This is a genomic window from Ensifer sp. M14 (genome assembly GCF_003355565.1).
GTDB lineage: Bacteria > Pseudomonadota > Alphaproteobacteria > Rhizobiales > Rhizobiaceae > Ensifer.
This window is the reverse complement of sequence record NZ_QJNR01000004.1, coordinates 3,614,394-3,634,229: the sequence shown is the minus strand read 5'-3', so window position 1 is coordinate 3,634,229 and position 19,836 is coordinate 3,614,394. Positions and strand designations below refer to the sequence as shown.

The following is a 19,836-nucleotide window of genomic DNA, read 5'->3' as shown; positions in this document are numbered from 1 at the left end:
CCCATCTCCTGTGGAGTTCCAGTTTTGCCGCGCAGGCCTTCACTTGGCCTTGAAGGCCTGCGCCTTTATGGTCGCCGACTGAAAACAGGAAAGACGGATCCCACCATGGCCAGCCCAGCTAAACCCATCGCCGCCATCATTGCCAGCGAGATCAAGGCGACGATCCCTCAGGTCGTCGCCGCCGTGGAGCTGCTCGACGAGGGCGCGACGGTGCCGTTTATCGCCCGTTACCGCAAGGAAGTGACCGGCGGCCTCGACGACACGCAGCTGCGGACGCTGGCCGAGCGTCTAACCTATCTGCGCGAGCTGGAGGCAAGGCGGGGTTCGATCATCGAATCCATCCGCGGACAGGGCAAGCTGACCGACGAACTCGAAGCCAAGATCGCCGCTGTCGAAACCAAGGCCGAGCTCGAGGACATCTATCTGCCGTATAAGCCGAAGCGGCGCACCAAGGCCGAGATTGCCAGGGAGCGTGGCCTCGGTCCGCTTGCGGAAGTCATTCTCGCCGACCGGACGATTGCACCGGCTGATCGCGCCGAAGCGTATCTGACGGCGGATGTGCCCGATGTGAAGGCGGCCCTCGACGGTGCTCGCGACATCATTGCCGAAGCTATGACCGAGAACGCCGACCTGCTCGGCCGCCTGCGCAACCATATGAAGGGGGTCGCGTTCCTGCGAGCCAAGGTCGTCGATGGCAAGCAGGCCGCAGGCGCCAAGTTCTCGGACTATTTCGACCATTCCGAACGCTGGGCGACGACGCCGGGTCACCGGGCGCTCGCCATGCTGCGCGGCTGGAACGAAGAAGTGCTGTCAGTCGATATCGTCGTCGATCAGGACGATACGTCTCCGGTCAAGCCTGTCGAGCGCATGATTTCGGCCGCCTACACTGTCGGCGCGCAGCTGCCGGGTGACAAGTGGCTGTCGGAAGTGATCGGCTGGACCTGGCGTGTGAAGCTGTCCATGTCGCTCTCGCTCGACCTGATGCGCGAGCTGCGCGAGCGGGCAGAAGAGGAGGCGATCCACGTTTTTGCGCGCAATTTGAAGGACTTGCTGCTGGCGGCTCCTGCGGGCTCGCGCGCCACGATGGGATTGGACCCCGGTATTCGCACCGGCGTCAAGGTCGCCATTGTCGATGGCACCGGCAAGCTTCTGGAGACCACGACCGTTTATCCGTTCCCGCCGAAGAACGACGTTCGCGGCACACAGGCGGAACTCGCATCGCTCATCCGCAAGCACAAGATCGAATTGATCGCGATCGGCAACGGCACCGGCAGCCGTGAAACGGAGAAGCTCGTCGCCGACATGCTCGACCAACTGCCAGCACCGAAGCCGACCAAGGTCATTGTGTCCGAGGCCGGTGCTTCGGTGTATTCTGCCTCTGAGACGGCCGCGCTTGAATTCCCGGGCCTCGACGTTTCGCTGCGCGGCGCTGTGTCCATCGCTCGGCGCCTGCAGGATCCGCTGGCCGAACTGGTCAAGATCGAGCCGAAGTCGATCGGTGTCGGTCAGTACCAACACGACGTCGACCAGTCGAAGCTGAGCCGCTCGCTGGATGCGGTGGTGGAAGACGCGGTGAACGCGGTGGGCGTCGATGTGAACACGGCCTCGGCACCGTTGCTCGCGCGTGTGTCCGGCCTCGGCAAGTCGTCGGCGGAAGCGATCGTCGCCCACCGCGATGCCTCCGGACCGTTTGCCAGCCGCAAGGAATTGCTGAACGTGGCGCGTCTCGGCGCCCGCACCTTTGAGCAATGCGCCGGCTTCCTGCGCATTCCTGATGGCAAGGAGCCGCTCGATGCGTCCTCCGTTCACCCGGAAGCCTATGGCATCGCCAAGAAGATTGTCACTGCCTGCGGGCGGGACGTGCGTTCGCTGATGGGCGACAGTGCGGCGTTGCAGAAGCTCGACCCGCGCGTGTTCGTCGACGACCGTTTTGGTCTACCGACGGTGAAGGACATTCTGGCCGAACTGGAAAAGCCGGGCCGTGACCCGCGCCCGAGCTTCAAGACCGCAACATTTGCCGAGGGTATCGACGACATCAAAGACCTGAAGGTGGGCATGCAGCTCGAAGGTACGGTGACCAATGTTGCCGCCTTCGGCGCCTTCGTCGATATCGGTGTCCACCAGGATGGCCTCGTCCATGTCTCGCAATTGGCCGACCGGTTCGTGAAGGACCCCCATGAAGTCGTCAAGGCCGGCGACGTGGTTCGGGTGCGGGTGACCGAGGTGGATGTGCCGCGCAAGCGCATCGGACTGACGATGCGCAAGGACGGCGGTGCCGATGCGGGTCGGGAGGCGAAGGCGCCTGCGCCCAACAATGGCAATCGCAATGCCCCGTCGCGGCCGCAGAAGCAGCCGCAGCCGTCGCAAGGTGCCTTTGGTGCCGCCCTCATGGAGGCGATGAAGCGCAAGTAGCCCAGCTAGCCCGGAAGTCGTATCGGCTCCGGGCTATCCTCTATAAATTAGGTAATTGTAATATAGTGAGCGCGCGGCCATACTGATCTCGTGGCGGCACTTGTATCGTGTCGCGAGCAAGTGCCGATCATAACCATGCCGGTCCACGGCGGACGAGGTCAGCGGAAACTCCTTTTCCGCCGGGTTTCCCGGCGAAAGGAGGTGCGTCATGGGGCGCAATGTGATCCGTGGCCTCGCTCGAGCCGTCATATTGGCGGCCGCAGTGACGGCACATCCAAATCCGGCAAGTTCGCAAGCTGTCGCGAACTGCGCCCAGCGATCGGAAGTGATCGAATTTCTCCTGCGTCAGTATCAGGAAAAGCCTGCGGGGATCGGATTGATCAACCCGCACGCGGTGATGGAGATTTATGCTGCCGACAGCGGCACCTGGACCCTTGTTGTCACTGACGTCACCGGTCGAAGCTGTGTCATTCTTGCCGGCAAAAGCTGGGAGGCGCTGCCGCCTCAGCCCGTACCGAAGGCGTGAACCTGTTGCCGTCGGTCAGAGGTGGCGGCCGGGCACGGTGCCTGCCGCCATGTCATGCAACGCTTACTGCGGCCGGCCGACGCTGGCATAGGCAAAACCATGTTTTGCCACTTCGTCCGGCCGATAGATATTCCTGAGATCGACCAGAACCGGTTCCTTCATCACGGCCTTCAGCCGGCGGAAATCGAGCGCGCGGAACTCGTTCCATTCGGTCACGATCACCAGCACGTCGGCGTCAGTGGCGGCCTCGTAGGGGTCTTTGGCGAAATCGAGCCCGTCCATCAGCTTCCTGGCATTTTCCATGCCTTCCGGATCGTAGCCGACGACATGGGCACCGGCATCCTGCAGGGTCTGGACCACTGTGATGGCCGGGCTGTCACGCATGTCGTCGGTGTTCGGCTTGAAGGTGAGGCCGAGAACGGCAACCTTGCGCCCGCGCACGTCGCCGCCGGCAGCCGCGATGACCTTGCGACCCATGGCACGCTTGCGGTTGTCGTTGATGGCGACGGTGGTCTCGACCAGGCGCACCGGGCTGTCGAAGTCCTGGGCGGTCTTGACCAGCGCCAGCGTGTCCTTCGGGAAGCAAGAACCGCCATAGCCGGGACCTGCGTGCAGGAACTTGCCGCCGATGCGGCCGTCGAGGCCGATGCCGCGGGCAACGTCCTGCACATTGGCATCGACCTTTTCGCAGAGGTCGGCCATCTCGTTGATGAAGGTGATCTTCATCGCCAGGAACGCATTGCCGGCATACTTGATCAGTTCGGAGGTGCGGCGCGAGGTGAATACCAGCGGGGCCTGGTTGAGGTAGAGCGGACGATAGACTTCGGTCATGACCTCGCGGGCACGCGCGTCATCGTCGGCAAGGCCGATGACGATGCGGTCGGGGCGCTTGAAGTCCTCGATTGCCGCCCCTTCGCGCAGAAACTCCGGATTGGAGACCACGGCGAAATCGGCATCCGGATTGGTTTCGCGGATGATGCGCTCGACCTCGTCGCCGGTGCCGACCGGAACCGTCGACTTGGTCACGATGACGGTGAACCCCTTGAGGTTGACGGCGATTTCGCGCGCTGCGGCGTAGACGTAGGAAAGATCGGCATGGCCGTCACCGCGGCGCGACGGCGTGCCGACGGCGATGAAGATCACGTCGCTGTCGGCAACTGCCGAAACGAGATCGGTCGTGAATGACAGGCGGCCAGACTGGACATTGCTGGCAACGAGATGGTCGAGGCCCGGTTCGAAGATTGGGATCCGCCCCTGCATCAGGGCGTCGATCTTGCTTTCATCCTTGTCGAGACAGACCACGTCATGGCCGAAATCGGCAAAACACACACCCGATACAAGGCCGACATAGCCGGCGCCGATCATCGTGACTTTCATCTGCTCTTCCTTTTGTTGCGAGAGCTTCGCTTATAGGGATAGGGGCTGCAATGGCCGTTGCCGTATGCAGCCTGCAGTCTCAGGCCTGCCTGGCTGTTTCGTCAGCCTTTGGCGCGCGATCGTAATAGTCGTCGTACCAGGCCGCAAAGCGCGCGACGCCCTCTTCCACCGAAATCGACGGCTTGAAGTCGGTGAGCGCTTCGAGGAGATCCGGAGACGCATAGGTACGCGGCACGTCGCCCTGTTGCATCGGCAGCAGGTTGCGAAGCGCCGGGCGGCCGACCGCCTTCTCGATGGTTTCGATGAAGGTCATCAGCTCGACCGGCTGGCCACCGCCGATGTTGACGACACGGAACGGTGCCTGCAGCGACAGCGTGTCCGCAGCCTTTTCGGCTGGCACCCGGTTGTCCTCGGATGGAACGACATGGGAGAGCCGGAGGATGCCTTCGACCAGATCGTCGATATAGGTGAAGTCGCGGCTCATGCGGCCTTCGCCGTAAATGTCGATCGGTCGGTCGTTGTGAATGGCATCGATGAACTTGAACAGCGCCATGTCGGGCCGGCCCCAGGGGCCATAGACCGTGAAGAAACGGAAGGCCGTCGTCGGCACCTTGTAGAGATGGGCATAGCTGTGCGCCATCAGCTCCATCGACTTCTTCGTCGCCGCGTAGATCGTCATCGGCTCGTCGGCTCGGTCGGTTTCGGCAAACGGGATCTTTTCATTGGCGCCGTAGATCGACGAGGTCGAAGCCAGCATCAGGTGCTTGGGACTGATTTCGCGCGCCAGTTCAAGCATGTTCCAGGAGCCGATGAGATTGGAATCCACATAGGCCTTGGGGTTTTCCAGGCTGTAGCGGACGCCCGCCTGGGCCGCCAGATGGATAATGACCTCCGGCTCGGCAAGCTCTGCGGCGTGGTTCAGCGCATCCCGGTCTTCCAGCATGCCGACAACTGCCTTGAAGCCGTTGGAGCGGGCGAGGATCGCATGCCGCTGCTCCTTGAGCGTCACGTCGTAATAGGGCGTCATGCCGTCGAAGCCGACGACGAAATGTCCCTCGTCGATCAGTCGCTTGGCAAGATGGAAGCCGATGAATCCGGCCGTGCCGGTGATGAGGTAGCGCAAGACGATATCCCCAGATTGCGTTGTCGCGCGTTCATACGAAGAAAGCAGGGCGATGGAAAGCCGAAACCGTCATTGCGAGGGGCGGTCGAGCCCGTGCTGCAGGGCCGAGAGGACTGACATCGCGTGGCCGGCATACTGGCTGATCCAGCGATCATGGATGGCCTGGATCGGCATGGCGTTGAGATGGTTCCAGCGCTCGCGACCCTCGCGCTGGACGATCACCAGGTCTGCCTCTTCGAGAACTTTCAGATGCTGCATCACAGTGCAGCGATCCAGGTTTGAAAACTTCAGACAGAGCATGCCGGTCGTCTGCGGCTCGTCCTTGAGGGCGTCGAGGATCTGCCGCCGAAGGCCGTTGCCGAGCGCCTTGAAAACCAGGTCGTCTTTCGATTCGGTTGACATGTTATGTTTTTATAACATATGCTGCGACAGCACAATGGGAGAAGAGGTCATGTCTTTCGAATTTCGTGTGAATGGACGCATCGATCGGCCTGTGGCCGAGGTCTTCGACGCCGTGGTCAATCCGGATCAGATCAGCAGATATTTCGTCACCCTTGGTGGGGTCAGCGGGCCCTTGGTGGCCGGCACGACGGTCACCTGGTGGGGCAATGTGCCGATCGAGGTCGAAGCGGTGGAACCCCACGAGCGCATCGTCTTTCGCTGGGATGCGATGGTGGAGAAGGGGGAGGAGCCTTACCGCACCAGTGTCGAGATGCGCTTCAAACCGCTCGACGACGGCGCCACCATGGTGACGATTGCCGAGACTGGCTGGCGCGAAAATGCCCGCGGCCAGAAGAGCTCCTACATGAACTGCGAGGGTTGGTCGCAGATGTTGGCCTGCATGAAGGCCTGGCTCGAATACGGCATCAACCTGCGCCAGGGCTACTATGTCAGCGAATTGTCCGGGCAGCCGGCGACGGAATCAGGGCTTTAAGGGAGGTCAGACGATGACGATTACGGGTGGTATCAATATCGCGATGAAGGTGCCGTCGCATCAGTATGAGGCGGTCGTGGCCTTCTATCGCGACACGGTCGGTCTCGAGCCTTTCGACGACAAGGCGCCGGCCAAGGGCTTTATCCTCGGTCCCAACCGGTTGTGGATCGACGAGGCGCCGAATTACAGCCAGGCGGAGGTGTGGCTTGAGCTCTTCACCGACGACCATGAGGCAGCCCTCGGCGGGTTTGCCGAAAAGGGCGTGGTGCGTTGCGATGCGGTCGAGGATCTCGGCGAAGGCTTTCGCGGCGGCTGGATCATGAACCCGGCCAATATCGTGCACATGGTGCGTACGCCGGACGCCTGGTAGGCGCCCGGCTCCGGGTTCAGTAGGCGAAGGGTTCGCCGGCGTTTGCCGGCGTCGACATCGGCGCGAGCATTTCGCTCATCGGCGCTTCCGCCTGCAGAACGACGACCCGCGAATCTCTTGGCACACGGTTGTAGAGGTCGATGATATCTGGGTTGAACAGCCGGATGCAGCCGCTCGATACCGCCTTGCCGATCGACCAGGCCTCGGTGGTGCCGTGGATGCGGAACAGGGTGTCGCGGTCGCCTTGGAACAGATAGAGCGCGCGCGGCCCGAGCGGGTTGCGCACGCCCGGTTCCATGCCGCCGGCAAGGGGGCCGTAACGTTCCGGTTCGCGTGCGACCATGCTGGAGGTCGGCGTCCAGCGCGGCCATTCGGCCTTGCGGCCGATGCGGGCTTCGCCTTCGAATTCGAGGCCGGCCTTGCCGACGCCGATGCCGTAGCGCATCGCCATGCCGCCATCCTGAACCAGGTAGAGGAAGCGGTTCTGGGTGTCGATGACGATCGTGCCGGGCGGCTCATGGGTGGCGTAGGCGACCTGCTGGCGCAGATAGCGTGTGTCGACCTTACTGATGTCGATGGCGTCGAGCGGAAACTTTTCGTCCGGCATCGGCCCATACATGGCGACGTAGTAGGGATCGGGTCCCTTCGGCCTCGCCGGTCCGCCGCTGGTCACGCAGCCTGCGAGCGTGGATGTGGCAAGAAGAAGGGCGAAGAGCTGCGCCAAGCGGCCGGCGCTGTTCCGGGACACACACATAATCGGGTCAATATTCCTGCTGATTGCATTTCGGGAAGGAGCGGACGTTGCCGCCGTGCAGTGCCGTTCTAACGTCGAACATGGCCTCGGGTTGGCGCGAGTATGGCGAAATCGAGGCAATCGGTGAGTGTAGCCGAAAGGCGACAGTTCGCGTACGGCCCGAAAGCGCCTCGACCCCGTGCCCTCGCAACCATCATTGCTTGATCCGCTTTCCATCACGGGTGTATGCCTTTTCCATGCAATGGAGCGATCAGGCCATCATTCTCGGGATCCGGCGGCACGGCGAAAGCTCTGCCATCGCCGAAGTCATGACTGCGTCCCGAGGCCGGCATCTCGGCATGGTCCGGTCCGGCCGCTCGCGCGCCATGCAGCCTGTTCTGCAGCCGGGAAACACCGTCGAATTGACCTGGCGGGCGCGGCTCGACGAGCATATGGGCGAGTTCCGCATCGAGCCGCTCGAACTGCGTGCCGCGCGGCTGATGGAGGCGGCGACATCCGTCTATGGCATCCAGGCGCTAGGTGCGCTTCTGCGCCTGCTGCCGGAGCGCGATCCGCATCCGCATCTCTACGAGGCTCTGGCCGTCATCGTCGATCACCTCGAGGATCCCGCTGACGCCGGTGAACTCTTCGTGCGCTTCGAGCTTGCCGTCCTGAACGACCTCGGCTTCGGGCTTGATCTGACCGAGTGCGTGGCGACCGGCACGCGCGAAGACCTGGCCTATGTGTCGCCGAAGTCGGGCAGGGCGGTCTGTCGCGCGTCGGGTGCGCCTTATGCCGACCGCATGCTGGTGCTGCCGGAATTTCTCGCTGTCGAGGCACGAAGTGCTGCTGACTATGACAGCCTTGCCGCTGCCTTCCGGCTGACGGCTTTCTTTCTCAATCGCCATGTCTATGAACCGCGCGGCCTCAAGGTTTCGTCCGCGCGCGACGGTTTCGTCAACGCGGCGCTGAAGGCGTTGAAGCCTTCTTCATCTGCCGCGTGAGTGAGGAGTATTCCATGTTTCAAGAACCTTTCCCCGGCATGCTCGTTTCCGGGATCGGCGTGCTGTCGCTGGACCGCGTCGCGCGCGACGGCGGCCTCAAGGTCATGCAGGACATGTTGAGGGGCGACCTGCCGGCGCCGCCCATGTCGGCCACGCTGAAATTCGGCCTGACCGAGGTCGAAGAGGGGCGGGTGGTTTTCAAGGGGCTGCCGACCGAGGAACATCTGAACCCGCTCGGTACCGTCCACGGAGGCTGGACGGCGACGGTGATGGATTCGGCGCTCGGATGCGCGGTCTTCACGATGATGAAGCCCGGCGAAGCCTACACCACCATAGAGTTCAAGGTGAATCTGGTTCGCCCGCTGCTGCCCGGCATGGGCGAGGTCTTCTGCGAGGGAAAGATCGTCCACCGTGGCCGGACCATCGCCACCTCGGAAGCCTGGCTGCGCGACGCCGGCGGCAAGCTCCTGGCGCACGGCACGGAAACCTGCGCAATCTTCCCGATCGACAATCTGCGCCGATAGCGGCGGATCGCTCCCGTCCTGGCCACGATGTTGCACTGATCGTCGTCGGCGTGCCCGCCTATGAAGGTGCGCGCAGAATTTATACAATTGCGCGAAGAGATCTAAGCTATCAACCGTCTATGCCTTTGGCGGCCGCGCAAAAATCTGTATGGTCGAGGTCGGCTTGCGAACATTGCCGCAAGGGGAAAACATGATTGAACTGATTGCCTTAGTCGCTTTTGCCCTGGCGCTCTCCGCCTTCTTGAACGGTCGTAAGACAAGGGAACGGTTGGACAGCGAAGTCGCAGCGCTCAAGAAGGAAATTGCGCGATTGACCGAGACGGGCGGTGTTGCTGCTCCGATCGGCGATGTCGCGCAGGAGCAGGCGGCGGCTGTCTCGCAACGCGATGGTGAGGCGGCGATCGACGATGACGAAGGCGTCGATGGGCTCTCGGCAAGCGCCCGCGAAGGGGCGAGGATCTTCGGCAATGCCGAAGCCCTGGACCCTGAAAGCGCATCCGGTGAAGCCGTGGCCGCGAGCGTCGAGGCAACCCCCGCCGCCGTTGCGCCACCCCGGCAGATGGAAAGCCTGGAAAGTCGCCTCGGCGCACGTTGGGCCGTCTGGGTCGGCGGCATCGCGCTGGCGCTCGGCGGCGTCTTCATGGTCAAGTATTCGATCGATGCAGGTCTCTTAAGTCCGGCCGTCCGGCTGACGCTGGCAGCCCTCTTCGGTCTGCTTCTGGCCGGTGCCGGCGAGGTCATTCGCCGTCGCGCCGTACCCGTTATCGCCAACGAATTCCAGAACGCCATGATCCCCGGCATCCTGACCGCTGCCGGTGCTGTCACGCTTTTCGGCGTCGCCTACGCGGCCTATGAGATCTATGGCTATATCGGCACGACGACGGCCTTCGTGCTGCTGGCGATGATTTCGCTTGGCACCGTCGGCCTGTCGCTGTTGCATGGGCAGGCACTGGCCGGTCTCGGTCTGCTTGCCTCGCTGATCACGCCGTTGCTGGTATCGAGCGACGAACCGCGCCCCTGGGTTCTCTTCGGCTTCCTGTCGGTCGTCTGGCTGGCGACGCTGCTCGCGTCGCGGCTGCGCCGCTGGATGGTCGTGCCAACGCTCGCCAATGTCGGCATCGGGCTTTGGGGGCTTGCCTATGTCACCGCCGTCTCGCCGTTCGAGGCGATGCCTGTCGCCTTTGCGTTGCTGGTGATGCTCCTCGGTGTGGGCTTCGTTTGGCCGGGTGCAGCGGAAACGGATGCGTCCGATGCGCCGTTGCCTGAAGTGACGAACCGTCCGATTGCGGTTGCAGGTCCCTGGGAGAAGCTGTTCACGCCGGCCTATGCCGCTATCAGCGTATCCGCGGCTATCGCCGCCACCGTGCTGGCGCTCATCTTCATCAGCCCGGCGGTCAGCGCTGTCAGCTATCCCGTGACGGAGTTCTTCGTCGTCATCGCAGCCTTGGCAGCGCTCGGGGCGTGGCGCACAAATGCCGTCTATCCCGCACTTCTGTCTGCCTTCGGCGCAATCGCCGGCATCGGCAGCCTGACGGCATTGAGCGGCGTGCTCGCCTATCTCGACCCGTCGCTCGCGGGCGTTCCGCCCGAGATCGTACTGCCAAGCCGCACCGCGACGCTGACCGCTCTGCTGCTGGCGACGGTGTTCGTGCTGTTCGGTGCCTTCGTGCTTGCCCGCCGCCTGCGCGAGCATCCGCAATTCTCCATTCTCTGGGCCGGTATTACTGCCGCCGTGCCTGTTGCCCTGACGACGATGTCGTTCCTGATGACCGGCAACTACGCCTTCGATCTGCCGCACGGCCTTTTCGCACTTGTCGTCGGTGGCGGCCTGCTGGCGTTTGCCGACTGGCTCTATCGCCGTGACAGCGAAACGGAAGGTCTGGATATCGCGGCGAGCCTTCTGGTTGGAGGCTCCTTCGCGCTCTTCGTCATCGCCCTGCACGCCTGGACAGACGGTCTCGTCACCACCCTCGCGATCGCGCTGCTCGGAACCGCCTATGCCGGCGCGACCCGTGTTCGCAGCTGGCCGATCCTGCCCTGGATGACAGGGGCGGCGGCAATCGTCGTTCTCGGCCGCATCGCCTGGGAGCCGACGATCGTCGGAGCCGAAAACCTTGGCACCACGCCGGTGTTCAACGCGCTGTTGCCGGGCTACGGCATCCCCGCGCTCCTGCTTGTCGCCTCCGCCTATTTCGTCCGGTCCTGGCCGGATGCGCGGATGCGCAACCTGCTGCAGGCGCTTGCGAGCCTCTTCGTGCTGCTGACCCTGGCGATCCTCGTTCGCCATGCCATGAATGGTGGCGTGCTCGATAGCGCCGTGCCGACGCTGGGTGAACAGTCGATCTACACATTACTCGCGATCGGCGCCTCCGGCGTGTTCATGACGCTCGACATGAAGTCGCCCAGCCCCGTCTTCCGCTATGGTGCCATGGCGCTCGGCGTCTTCTCGATGCTCTCGGTTCTCTCGGCCCATCTCTTCGGGCTCAACCCCTATTTCAGCGGCGAGCTTCTCGGGCGCATTCCATTCTTTGATCTGCTGCTGATCGGCTATCTCTTGCCCGGCAGCGGCTATGCCGGCCTTGCCTGGTATGCCCGCGGCAAGCGACCGCTGCCCTATGTCATGGCGCTCGCCGTCAGCGGCGCGATCCTCGCCTTCGCCTGGGCCACGCTTTCGGTCCGCCGCCTCTGGCAGGGCGAAAACGTCGTCGACTGGAAAGGCTTCCTGCAGGGCGAAACCTACACCTATTCGGTCGTCTGGCTGGTGCTCGGCGTGCTGCTTCTGGTGCTCGGCTCGCGCTTCAATGCCAAGAGCATTCGCATCGCCTCGGCCGCGCTTGTCTTCATCGCCGTCTTGAAGGTCTTCCTGATCGACATGTCCAATCTCGAAGGTTTCCTGCGCGCGCTTTCCTTCATCGGGCTCGGCGGCGTCCTGATTGGCATCGGGTCGTTCTACCAGAAGATCCTCTCCGGCGTTGGCGTGACGCGGCAGCCGTCTGCTACACCGCCGCAGCCACAATAGGTTGATACCATGACCCGCAATTCTGCATTGGCGGCGGCATTCGCACCGCACGCCGAACTCGCCGCCGTTCTTCTGCCGCATGCTTTCGCGGCCGACGACGGTTCGCACGACGCATCCCACCTGATCCGGGTCTGGAAGAACGCGGCGCGGATCCATGTGGATGAGGGCGGCGACGAACGCGTGCTTGCTGCTGCCGTGTTGCTGCATGATTGCGTGTCGGTCGAAAAGAACTCACCGCATCGCACGCAGGCCTCGAGGCTTGCCGCGGAAAAAGCCACAGACATTCTGCGCGCTCTCGACTGGTCGGCAGAAGACATCGCGTCGGCCGCCCATGCCATTCTCACCCACAGCTTTTCCGCCAACATCGCGCCCGAGACGATCGAGGCGAAGATCCTGCAGGATGCGGATCGGCTGGACGCGATCGGCATGGTCGGGGCTGCCCGCTGCTTCTACATCGCCGGGCGCATGGGCAGCGGCCTCTACGACCCGCTCGATCCGTTGGCCGAGGATCGCGAACTCGACGACAAGGCCTTTGCCATCGACCATTTCGAGGTCAAGCTGTTCAAGCTCGCCGATGGTTTCCAGACTGCTGCCGGCCGCAGGCTGGCGCTCGAACGCCAGCAGCGGCTGCGCGATGTGCTTGCCATGATGCTGGATGAAATCTAAGTCTTTCAATCCATTGCCGCCGTCCGATGAATCAGATCGCGAACGGCCTGAATCAATTTCTTAAACGGAGCGTTTTCGATGAAGGTGACCGGACTGAACATTCACCCGCTGAAGAGCGGCCGGGCGATCCCGCTTGACACGGTCACCGTCAATCTCGATGGCTTCGAGGGTGATCGGCGTTTCATGCTGGTGGAACCGGATGGGCGTTTCATCACCCAGCGCGAACTGCAGGCGCTGGCCCAGGTCGAGGCGAAGCATATCGACGGGGGCGTGCATCTGACGATGGGTGACAAGGCGCTCTCCGTGCGCTTCGATCCGGACCAGAGGCTTGGTGTGCGTGTCTGGGCCAGCGATGTCGATGCGGCGGTGGCGGACGATGCAGCCAACGAGACGTTGTCGGGCTGGTTCGGCCGACCCGTCAGGCTTGCCCATATGGATGCTTCGGCAGAGCGCTTCGTCGGTGCCGAATGGGCCGGAGCGGCAGCGCCCGTCGGCTTTGCCGATGGTTTTCCTATCCTGATCACCACCACGGGCTCGCTTGCCGATCTCAACAGGACGCTGGTGGAGAAGGGGCAGGAACCTGTCGGCATGGACCGCTTCCGCACCAACATCCTGCTCGATTGCGACGCGGCCTGGGACGAGGATTTCTGGGAGAGCCTGGAGATCGGCGGCATCCGCTTCGATTTCGTCAAACCCTGCGCCCGTTGCATCATGACCACCCAGGACCAGATCACCGGCGAGCGCATCGGTGGCAATCCGATCCAGGGGCTCGCCGAAAAGCGCATGTCGGCCGACCGTCGCGTCGCGGGCGTGCTGTTCGGCTGGAACGTCGTGCCGCGCGGCGAGGGCGTCTTGAAGCTCGGCGACGAGGCCCGGATTGTCGGCCGTCGTCAGGAACGCTGGCCGATGAAGGTGCGCGCTTCCGCCTGAACAGGCGGAAGCCGTTTGCGCTCTTCGCCTCAGAACCAGGGCGTGACGCCGAGCAGCTTGGCGCCGAGGTCCGAGAGGTTGGCGGGCGCCGCATGGTGCTTTTCCCATTCGCGCGGATCGCCGGGAAACGCGTCGCGTTTCGGATGGTCGAGTTCGCGCCAGAGCCGCACGCGTTCTTCGCGCTCGGCCCTATTGTCCCATTCGGCCGGATGCATGGAAATGTACTGCGCCATGCGCACCCTTCCATCGGAATGGTTGGGCCGCACGCCATGGGCAAGCAGGCTGTTGAAGATCATCAGGTCGCCGGCCTCCATTTCGATGTTGACGGTCGAGAGGCCCGCCATGTCGGGGTGCATGGGATCTCTGTCCGCGGCCTGAGTCGTCTCCCAGGCCTCGAAATTCTCAAATAGTTCCGGAACGCACTGAAACCCGCCGACGTCGCCGTCCTGCTTCTTCAGGCTGAGCACGCCCTGGACGCCGATGGGCAGCGGCCGGATCGAGGTGTCGACGTCCCAATGGATGAATCCGTTGGGATTGCCTTTGACCTTCTTCGGCGGGTTGAGGTTGGCGCGGTCGATCGTCACCCAAAGGTCCTCCCGGTCCCAGATATCGACGAAGGCGCCGTAGATGCGCGGCTCCTGGCGATTGTCCCAGAGATACTGGTGATTGTAGATCTCCAGCATGCCGGTGTTGTTGAGCTCCTTCATCTTGTGCTCGCGTCGCTGCGGCGCGTACCAGGTCGTGGGATCGGCTGGGTCTTTCTCGTCGAAGCGCCAGAGCAGATCGACAAGCCGCTCGACATTGGCCGCCGGAACGGCCTGCCGGACGATGACGTAACCCTTGGTGATCCAGTGCTGCCAGTCCACCTCCGAAAGCACGCGCAACGGCAAGCGCTTATTGATGTCCTTGAGTTGAGTTTCCGCGGCGGTGGTGGGGTGGCTGTCTCTGAGCATGAGCTTGGGCTCCTCTGGATCTGCGTATGTCTGTCGATGCAGGAAGATTAGCCGTTTGGTGGTTGGCATGTTGCCTTCCTAAAGCAGGAAATGATATTAATCTGGCGTAGTCAGCGAGCGGGGTGCAATATGAAGGCCGTTCTTCAGAAGATTCTCCGGCCGACAGATGCATCGTCGATCCTGCTCGACCGACGGCTCGACGATCGCATTCCGTTTCAGTGGCATCATCATCCGGAATTCGAATTGACCCTGACGCTGAACTCGCGTGGGCAGCGTTTCGTCGGCGATCACATCGGCACCTATGACGATGGCGATCTCGTGCTTGTGGGGTCGAACCTGCCGCACACCTGGCATTCCGCCTCCAAGGTCGTTGAAGAGGCGCCCCATGTCGCGCTGGTGCTCTGGTTTCATCCCGAATGGGTCGAGCGGATGCAGGACGGCTTCGTCGAGCTCGGCGCCGTGAGGGCAATGTTCGATCGTTCCGCACCCGGCCTGCATTTCTCGGATGGGGCCGCGCGGCGGGTTCGACCGTTGTTCGAGCGGCTGCGAACCCTTGCGCCCGAGGAGCGGTTGCCGGATGTACTCACGCTGCTGACGATCCTTGCGCGCGACGAACGAGCAGCCCCCTTGTCGAACCGGGTCGTCGCACCTTCGGGTCGAGCCGTCGATCGTGGTCGTCTCGATCGCGTGCTCGACCATATCCATCTGAACTATGCCGAAAACCCTTCCATGGACGAGCTTGCGGATATTGCCGCCCTCAGTCTCTCTGGCCTGCACCGCCTGTTCCTGCGCCATCTCGATATGCCGATCTCGGAGTATCTGATGCGGCTCAGGATCGGCGAGGCCTGTGCGCTGCTTTCAGGCACCGAAAAATCCATCGCCCATGCGGCAGAGATGGTCGGCTATCGCTCGATCGCCAATTTCAACCGCCAGTTCAAGACGCAGAAGGGCATGACACCTCGGCAGTTCCGCCAGCGGTTCCAGGGAAACAGATGAGCGGTTTCCGGCGCCATCAATTCCGGTGATCGCGTCGTCAATTTAATTGGCTTTTATCTATTTTAGCGCCCGCGTAGGATCGCGCTTCGTCATCAGGAGAAGATCCATGTCCGCCATATCGGGAGCATCTGCGCCGTCGAGCGTCCGCCAGGAAATGCCCTGGCTGATCATCGTCGCCGGGTCGATCGTTGCGATGCTCACCTTCGGTCCGCGCTCTGCGATGGGTTTCTTCCAGCTGCCGATGCTCGCCGAGACCGGGTGGGACCGCACAACCTTCGGCCTGGCGATGGCATTGCAGAACCTCTGCTGGGGCGTGAGCCAGCCTTTCTTCGGCGCCATCGCCGACAAGTTCGGCACCTGGAGGGTGCTGACCATGTCCGGGCTTCTCTATGCCTCCGGCCTCTTCATCATGGCCCATGCCGATGCGCCGATCTGGCTGCACATCGGCGGCGGCGTGCTGATCGGCATGGCCGTCGGCTCCGGCTCGTTCGGCATCCTGCTCTCCGCCTTTGCCCGCAACGTGACGCCTGAGCAACGCTCGATGGCTTTCGGCATCTGCACGGCGGCCGGGTCTGCCGGCATGTTCCTGTTTGCGCCACTGAGCCAGGGGTTGATCTCGGCCTACGGCTGGTCCGACAGCCTTGTCTATCTCGGCATCCTGATGCTGATCGTGCCCTTCGTCGCCATTCCCCTGCGCGGCAACTCGTCTTCCGGCCGTCAGTCCGAAGCGCAGTACAAGCAGTCGATCGGCGAGGCGCTCAAGGAAGCACTCGGACACAAGAGCTACCTGCTGCTGGTGTCGGGCTTTTTCGTCTGCGGTTACCAGGTGGCGTTCATCACCGCGCATTTTCCCGCCTATATCGGCGACATCGGCATCGACGCCCGCTACGCCGTCATCGCACTGGCGCTGATCGGGTTCTTCAACATCATCGGTTCGCTGTCTGCCGGCTTCATCGGCCAGCGCTATTCCAAGCCTTACTTCCTGGCCTGGATCTACATTGCCCGCTCGGTCGCCGTCACCGCATTCCTGCTGCTACCGCAGTCGCCCACCTCGGTCATCATCTTTGCGATCGTCATGGGCTTGCTCTGGCTTTCGACCGTGCCGCCGACGAATGCGCTGGTCGCCATCATGTTCGGCACGCGCCATCTCGGGCTGCTCGGCGGCATCGTCTTCCTCTCGCACCAGGTCGGTTCGTTCCTGGGCGTGTGGATGGGCGGCTACCTCTACGACCATTTCGGTTCCTACGATCCGGTATGGTGGCTGGGTGTGGCACTCGGCCTGTTCGCGGCCGTGGTTCATTGGCCGATCGAGGAGAAAGCGGTTGCCCGTCCGGCCATGGCCTGAAGAAATCCAGGGACGCAGCGTTGCGAAATGCGACGTTGCGTTCTTGAAATCTGTTACAAAACTTTCTAAATCAACCCATGCGGCTTTGCCGCTTTTGTTTTGGTTCAATTATGCTCAAACTGAGCATAATTGAAGAACCACCCGAAAGAGGGGTGGAGAGGAGACTTCGATGATGCAGCTTGATACCCGCACGCAAGGCGTGGCGAGCCCGGTTTTTGTCAGCGCCGCCCAGCGCTTCGGCATCATCGAAAGACCCGAGCTTGCCTTCACGCCAGCGGTCGCGCGCGAGACGGAGCACCTCTACGAGAAGGTGAAGGACTTCATTCCGGCGATCGAGTGGCCGGTCTATGCGCCATACGTTCATGCCATCAACCGGCTGAAGAAGGAGCGCAACGCCGTCATTCTCGCGCACAATTACCAGACCCCGGATATCTTCCACTGCGTCGCCGATATCGTCGGCGATTCGCTGCAGCTTGCCCGGGACGCCAGCAAGGTCGATGCCGAAATCATCATCCAGTGCGGCGTTCACTTCATGGCCGAGACCTCCAAGCTGTTGAGCCCGGAAAAGACGGTGCTGATCCCGGACGCCAAGGCCGGCTGCTCGCTGTCGGAATCGATCACCGGTGCGGATGTGCGCTTGTTGAAGCAACGCTATCCCGGCGTTCCCGTCGTCACCTATGTCAACACCTCCGCCGACGTGAAGGCCGAGACCGACATCTGCTGCACCTCGTCAAACGTGCTTGCGGTCGTTGAAAGCTTCGCCTCGGACACGGTGCTCTGCATCCCCGACGAATATCTCGCCATGAACGTCGCGCGCCAGACCAACAAGAAAATCCTCACCTGGAAGGGGCATTGCGAAGTGCACGAGCGCTTCACCGCCGCCGAACTGCTGGCCTACAAGGAAGCCAATCCGGGCCTCGAGATCATCGGCCATCCCGAATGCCACCCGGATGTCATCGCCGTCTGCGATTTCGCCGGATCGACATCGGGCATGATCAACTACGTCAAGGATAACAGGCCGTCGAAGGTGCTGCTCGTCACCGAATGCTCGATGGCGTCGAACATTCAGGCCGAGATCGAGGGCGTGGAGTTCATCAAGCCGTGCAATCTCTGTCCGCACATGAAGCGCATCACGCTGCCGAAGATCCTCGACAGCCTGCTGACCATGACGGAAGAGGTTCTGGTCGATCCGGCGATCGCCGATCGGGCGCGCCTGGCAGTCGAGCGCATGGTCAACCTCAAGCAATAACACCTGTCGGGCGAAAGGCCCGGCATACAAGCATGCGCTGGAGGAGAGCCGTATCATGCTGAGAGATCATTTCCGCCCGCAGTCCTTCAACGGGATTGACGACATCGTTATCGTCGGCGGCGGCCTTGCAGGCCTCTTCTGCGCGCTGAAGCTCAGCCCGAGGCCTGTCACCATTCTTGCCGCAGCCCCGATCGGCCACGGCGCCTCGTCGGCCTGGGCGCAAGGGGGCATTGCAGCGGCAATGAGCCCCGGCGATACCTTCGAAAAACACGTCGCCGACACGCTGACGGCGGGGGCCGGCATCGTCGACGAGAAGATGACGCGCATGATGGTGGCCGAAGGCCCGGCGCGGATTCACGATCTGCTTGATTATGGCGTTCCCTTCGACCGCGATCTCGAGGGCAAGCTGATCCTGTCGCGCGAGGCCGCTCATTCGGAGCGCCGTATCGTTCGCGTCAAGGGCGACATGGCCGGTAAGGCGATCATGGAAGCGCTGATCACGGCGGTGCGCAATACGCCATCGATCCGAGTCATCGAAGGCTACGTGGTCGAAGAGCTGGTGCGCGAGGGTCGCTTCATCTCCGGCGTCATTGCCCGGCCGGATGCCGGCCAGTCGAAGAAGCGCGTTTCCTTCCCGGCGCGCGCCGTGGTCCTGTGCTCCGGCGGCATCGGCCACCTCTATGCGGTGACGACCAACCCATGGGAAGCCTGCGGCCAGGGTCTCGGTATGGCGGCCAGGGCAGGGGCGATCATCGCCGATCCGGAATTCGTCCAGTTCCACCCGACGGCCATCAACATTGGCAAGGATCCGGCGCCGCTGGCGACCGAAGCCTTGCGCGGCGACGGCGCACAGCTCATCAATTCGGCCGGGCATCGCTTCATGCTCGACATTCACCCGGATGGCGAACTTGCTCCACGCGACATCGTCTCGCGCGGCGTCTTTGCCGAGGTTCAGGCCGGACGCGGTGCGTTTCTCGATTGCACCAAGGCGGTCGGCAAGCATTTCCCGGATATGTTCCCGACGGTCTATGCCTCCTGCATCGGCGCCGGCATCGATCCGGTGACGCAGCCGATCCCGGTCGTGCCGGCGGTGCATTACCACATGGGCGGCGTGCTGACGGATGCCGAAGGCCGTACCTCGATCGACGGTCTTTGGGCAGCCGGCGAAGTGACGTCGACCGGCGTGCACGGCGCCAACCGGCTCGCCTCCAATTCACTGCTGGAAGCCGTGGTCTTCGCCGCGCGCATCGCCGAAAACATCAAGGGCACCCTGCCGACGCCGCAGTTGACCCAATGGGGCGACAACGCCGGCGAGAACGACGACCCCGTCACGGTGGAAGACAGCCCGCAGCTCACGGTTCTGCGTAGCTTGATGAGTGACTGCGTCGGCGTCGTCAGGACGCGCGAAAGCCTGCTGCGGGCAATCCGCCAGATCTCGGCGCTCGAGCGCGACAATGCACGCATGCGCTTCACCAACATCCTGACCACCGCCAAGCTGATCGCGGTCGGAGCGCTTCGCCGAACCGAGAGCCGCGGCGGTCACTACCGCGCCGACTGCCCTTCGGAGCAGCCGGAATGGCGCCGCCGGACCTACCTGACGCTCGCGGAAGCGAACCGTCTGGCGGCCGAAGTCGCGGAAACCGAATCGGCCTGAGAATGACGGCGTCATACCCCG

At 62.8% G+C, this 19,836-nt stretch carries 18 protein-coding genes; 13 read left to right on the top strand and 5 right to left on the bottom strand.

Annotated features, from left to right (window positions below):
• The first annotated feature begins 105 nt into the window (after nucleotides 1-105).
• Nucleotides 106-2,412: a Tex family protein gene (locus tag BLJAPNOD_RS17690; RefSeq protein WP_115420651.1), complete on the top strand. Its 2,307-nt coding sequence runs from the start codon at nucleotides 106-108 to the stop codon at nucleotides 2,410-2,412.
• Between the two features lie 208 nt (nucleotides 2,413-2,620).
• Nucleotides 2,621-2,938, top strand: coding sequence for a hypothetical protein (locus BLJAPNOD_RS17685; RefSeq protein ID WP_077503967.1), 318 nt, complete (start codon nucleotides 2,621-2,623; stop codon nucleotides 2,936-2,938).
• Between the two features lie 63 nt (nucleotides 2,939-3,001).
• On the opposite strand, the gene rkpK is transcribed toward BLJAPNOD_RS17685, so the two are convergent.
• From rkpK to BLJAPNOD_RS17670, 3 genes are all read right to left on the bottom strand, one after another.
• Complete coding sequence (gene rkpK / locus BLJAPNOD_RS17680) at nucleotides 3,002-4,315, bottom strand: UDP-glucose 6-dehydrogenase (protein ID WP_115420650.1); 1,314 nt, start codon at nucleotides 4,313-4,315, stop codon at nucleotides 3,002-3,004.
• Nucleotides 4,316-4,394: 79 nt separating this feature from the next.
• Nucleotides 4,395-5,438, bottom strand: a complete 1,044-nt coding sequence (locus BLJAPNOD_RS17675) for an NAD-dependent epimerase (RefSeq protein ID WP_077503965.1) — start codon at nucleotides 5,436-5,438, stop codon at nucleotides 4,395-4,397.
• 69 nt (nucleotides 5,439-5,507) lie between these two features.
• Nucleotides 5,508-5,840, bottom strand: coding sequence for a helix-turn-helix transcriptional regulator (locus BLJAPNOD_RS17670; protein ID WP_077503964.1), 333 nt, complete (start codon nucleotides 5,838-5,840; stop codon nucleotides 5,508-5,510).
• 49 nt (nucleotides 5,841-5,889) lie between these two features.
• On the opposite strand from BLJAPNOD_RS17670, the gene BLJAPNOD_RS17665 reads away from it, so the two are divergent.
• The gene (locus tag BLJAPNOD_RS17665) at nucleotides 5,890-6,372 is read left to right on the top strand and encodes an SRPBCC domain-containing protein (protein ID WP_077503963.1); all 483 of its coding nucleotides are present in this window, start codon (nucleotides 5,890-5,892) and stop codon (nucleotides 6,370-6,372) included.
• Nucleotides 6,373-6,385: 13 nt separating this feature from the next.
• The gene (locus BLJAPNOD_RS17660) at nucleotides 6,386-6,742 is read left to right on the top strand and encodes a hypothetical protein (protein WP_077503962.1); all 357 of its coding nucleotides are present in this window, start codon (nucleotides 6,386-6,388) and stop codon (nucleotides 6,740-6,742) included.
• A 16-nt stretch (nucleotides 6,743-6,758) separates the two neighbouring features.
• On the opposite strand, the gene BLJAPNOD_RS17655 is transcribed toward BLJAPNOD_RS17660, so the two are convergent.
• A complete protein-coding gene (locus tag BLJAPNOD_RS17655; protein ID WP_199565956.1) occupies nucleotides 6,759-7,496 on the bottom strand; it encodes a L,D-transpeptidase in 738 nt (245 codons plus the stop codon).
• A 236-nt stretch (nucleotides 7,497-7,732) separates the two neighbouring features.
• Here BLJAPNOD_RS17655 and recO point away from each other — a divergent pair, with 236 nt between their 5' ends.
• The 5 genes from recO to BLJAPNOD_RS17630 all read left to right on the top strand — a co-directional run bounded on the left by recO (nucleotide 7,733) and on the right by BLJAPNOD_RS17630 (nucleotide 13,618).
• On the top strand, nucleotides 7,733-8,479 hold the full coding sequence (recO, locus tag BLJAPNOD_RS17650; protein WP_115421342.1) for a DNA repair protein RecO: 747 nt from the start codon (nucleotides 7,733-7,735) through the stop codon (nucleotides 8,477-8,479).
• 14 nt (nucleotides 8,480-8,493) lie between these two features.
• Complete coding sequence (locus BLJAPNOD_RS17645) at nucleotides 8,494-9,003, top strand: PaaI family thioesterase (RefSeq protein ID WP_115420649.1); 510 nt, start codon at nucleotides 8,494-8,496, stop codon at nucleotides 9,001-9,003.
• 190 nt (nucleotides 9,004-9,193) lie between these two features.
• A complete protein-coding gene (locus BLJAPNOD_RS17640; RefSeq protein WP_115421341.1) occupies nucleotides 9,194-12,022 on the top strand; it encodes a DUF2339 domain-containing protein in 2,829 nt (942 codons plus the stop codon).
• A gap of 9 nt (nucleotides 12,023-12,031) precedes the next feature.
• A complete protein-coding gene (locus BLJAPNOD_RS17635) occupies nucleotides 12,032-12,688 on the top strand; it encodes an HD domain-containing protein (RefSeq protein ID WP_077503957.1) in 657 nt (218 codons plus the stop codon).
• Nucleotides 12,689-12,766: 78 nt separating this feature from the next.
• Nucleotides 12,767-13,618 (top strand): MOSC domain-containing protein, encoded by an 852-nt coding sequence (locus tag BLJAPNOD_RS17630; RefSeq protein ID WP_115420648.1) that lies wholly within the window; start codon nucleotides 12,767-12,769, stop codon nucleotides 13,616-13,618.
• Between the two features lie 29 nt (nucleotides 13,619-13,647).
• On the opposite strand, the gene BLJAPNOD_RS17625 is transcribed toward BLJAPNOD_RS17630, so the two are convergent.
• Entirely contained in the window at nucleotides 13,648-14,571 is a 924-nt protein-coding gene (locus tag BLJAPNOD_RS17625; protein ID WP_115421340.1) for a phytanoyl-CoA dioxygenase family protein, read from the bottom strand.
• Nucleotides 14,572-14,700: 129 nt separating this feature from the next.
• Here BLJAPNOD_RS17625 and BLJAPNOD_RS17620 point away from each other — a divergent pair, with 129 nt between their 5' ends.
• The 4 genes from BLJAPNOD_RS17620 (at nucleotide 14,701) to BLJAPNOD_RS17605 (ending at nucleotide 19,815) form a co-directional block, all read left to right on the top strand.
• Nucleotides 14,701-15,567, top strand: coding sequence for an AraC family transcriptional regulator (locus BLJAPNOD_RS17620; protein WP_115420647.1), 867 nt, complete (start codon nucleotides 14,701-14,703; stop codon nucleotides 15,565-15,567).
• 106 nt (nucleotides 15,568-15,673) lie between these two features.
• Complete coding sequence (locus BLJAPNOD_RS17615) at nucleotides 15,674-16,912, top strand: MFS transporter (RefSeq protein WP_115420646.1); 1,239 nt, start codon at nucleotides 15,674-15,676, stop codon at nucleotides 16,910-16,912.
• A 169-nt stretch (nucleotides 16,913-17,081) separates the two neighbouring features.
• Entirely contained in the window at nucleotides 17,082-18,161 is a 1,080-nt protein-coding gene (gene nadA / locus BLJAPNOD_RS17610; RefSeq protein ID WP_115420645.1) for a quinolinate synthase NadA, read from the top strand.
• 55 nt (nucleotides 18,162-18,216) lie between these two features.
• On the top strand, nucleotides 18,217-19,815 hold the full coding sequence (locus tag BLJAPNOD_RS17605; RefSeq protein WP_115420644.1) for an L-aspartate oxidase: 1,599 nt from the start codon (nucleotides 18,217-18,219) through the stop codon (nucleotides 19,813-19,815).
• Nucleotides 19,816-19,836 lie beyond the last annotated feature (21 nt).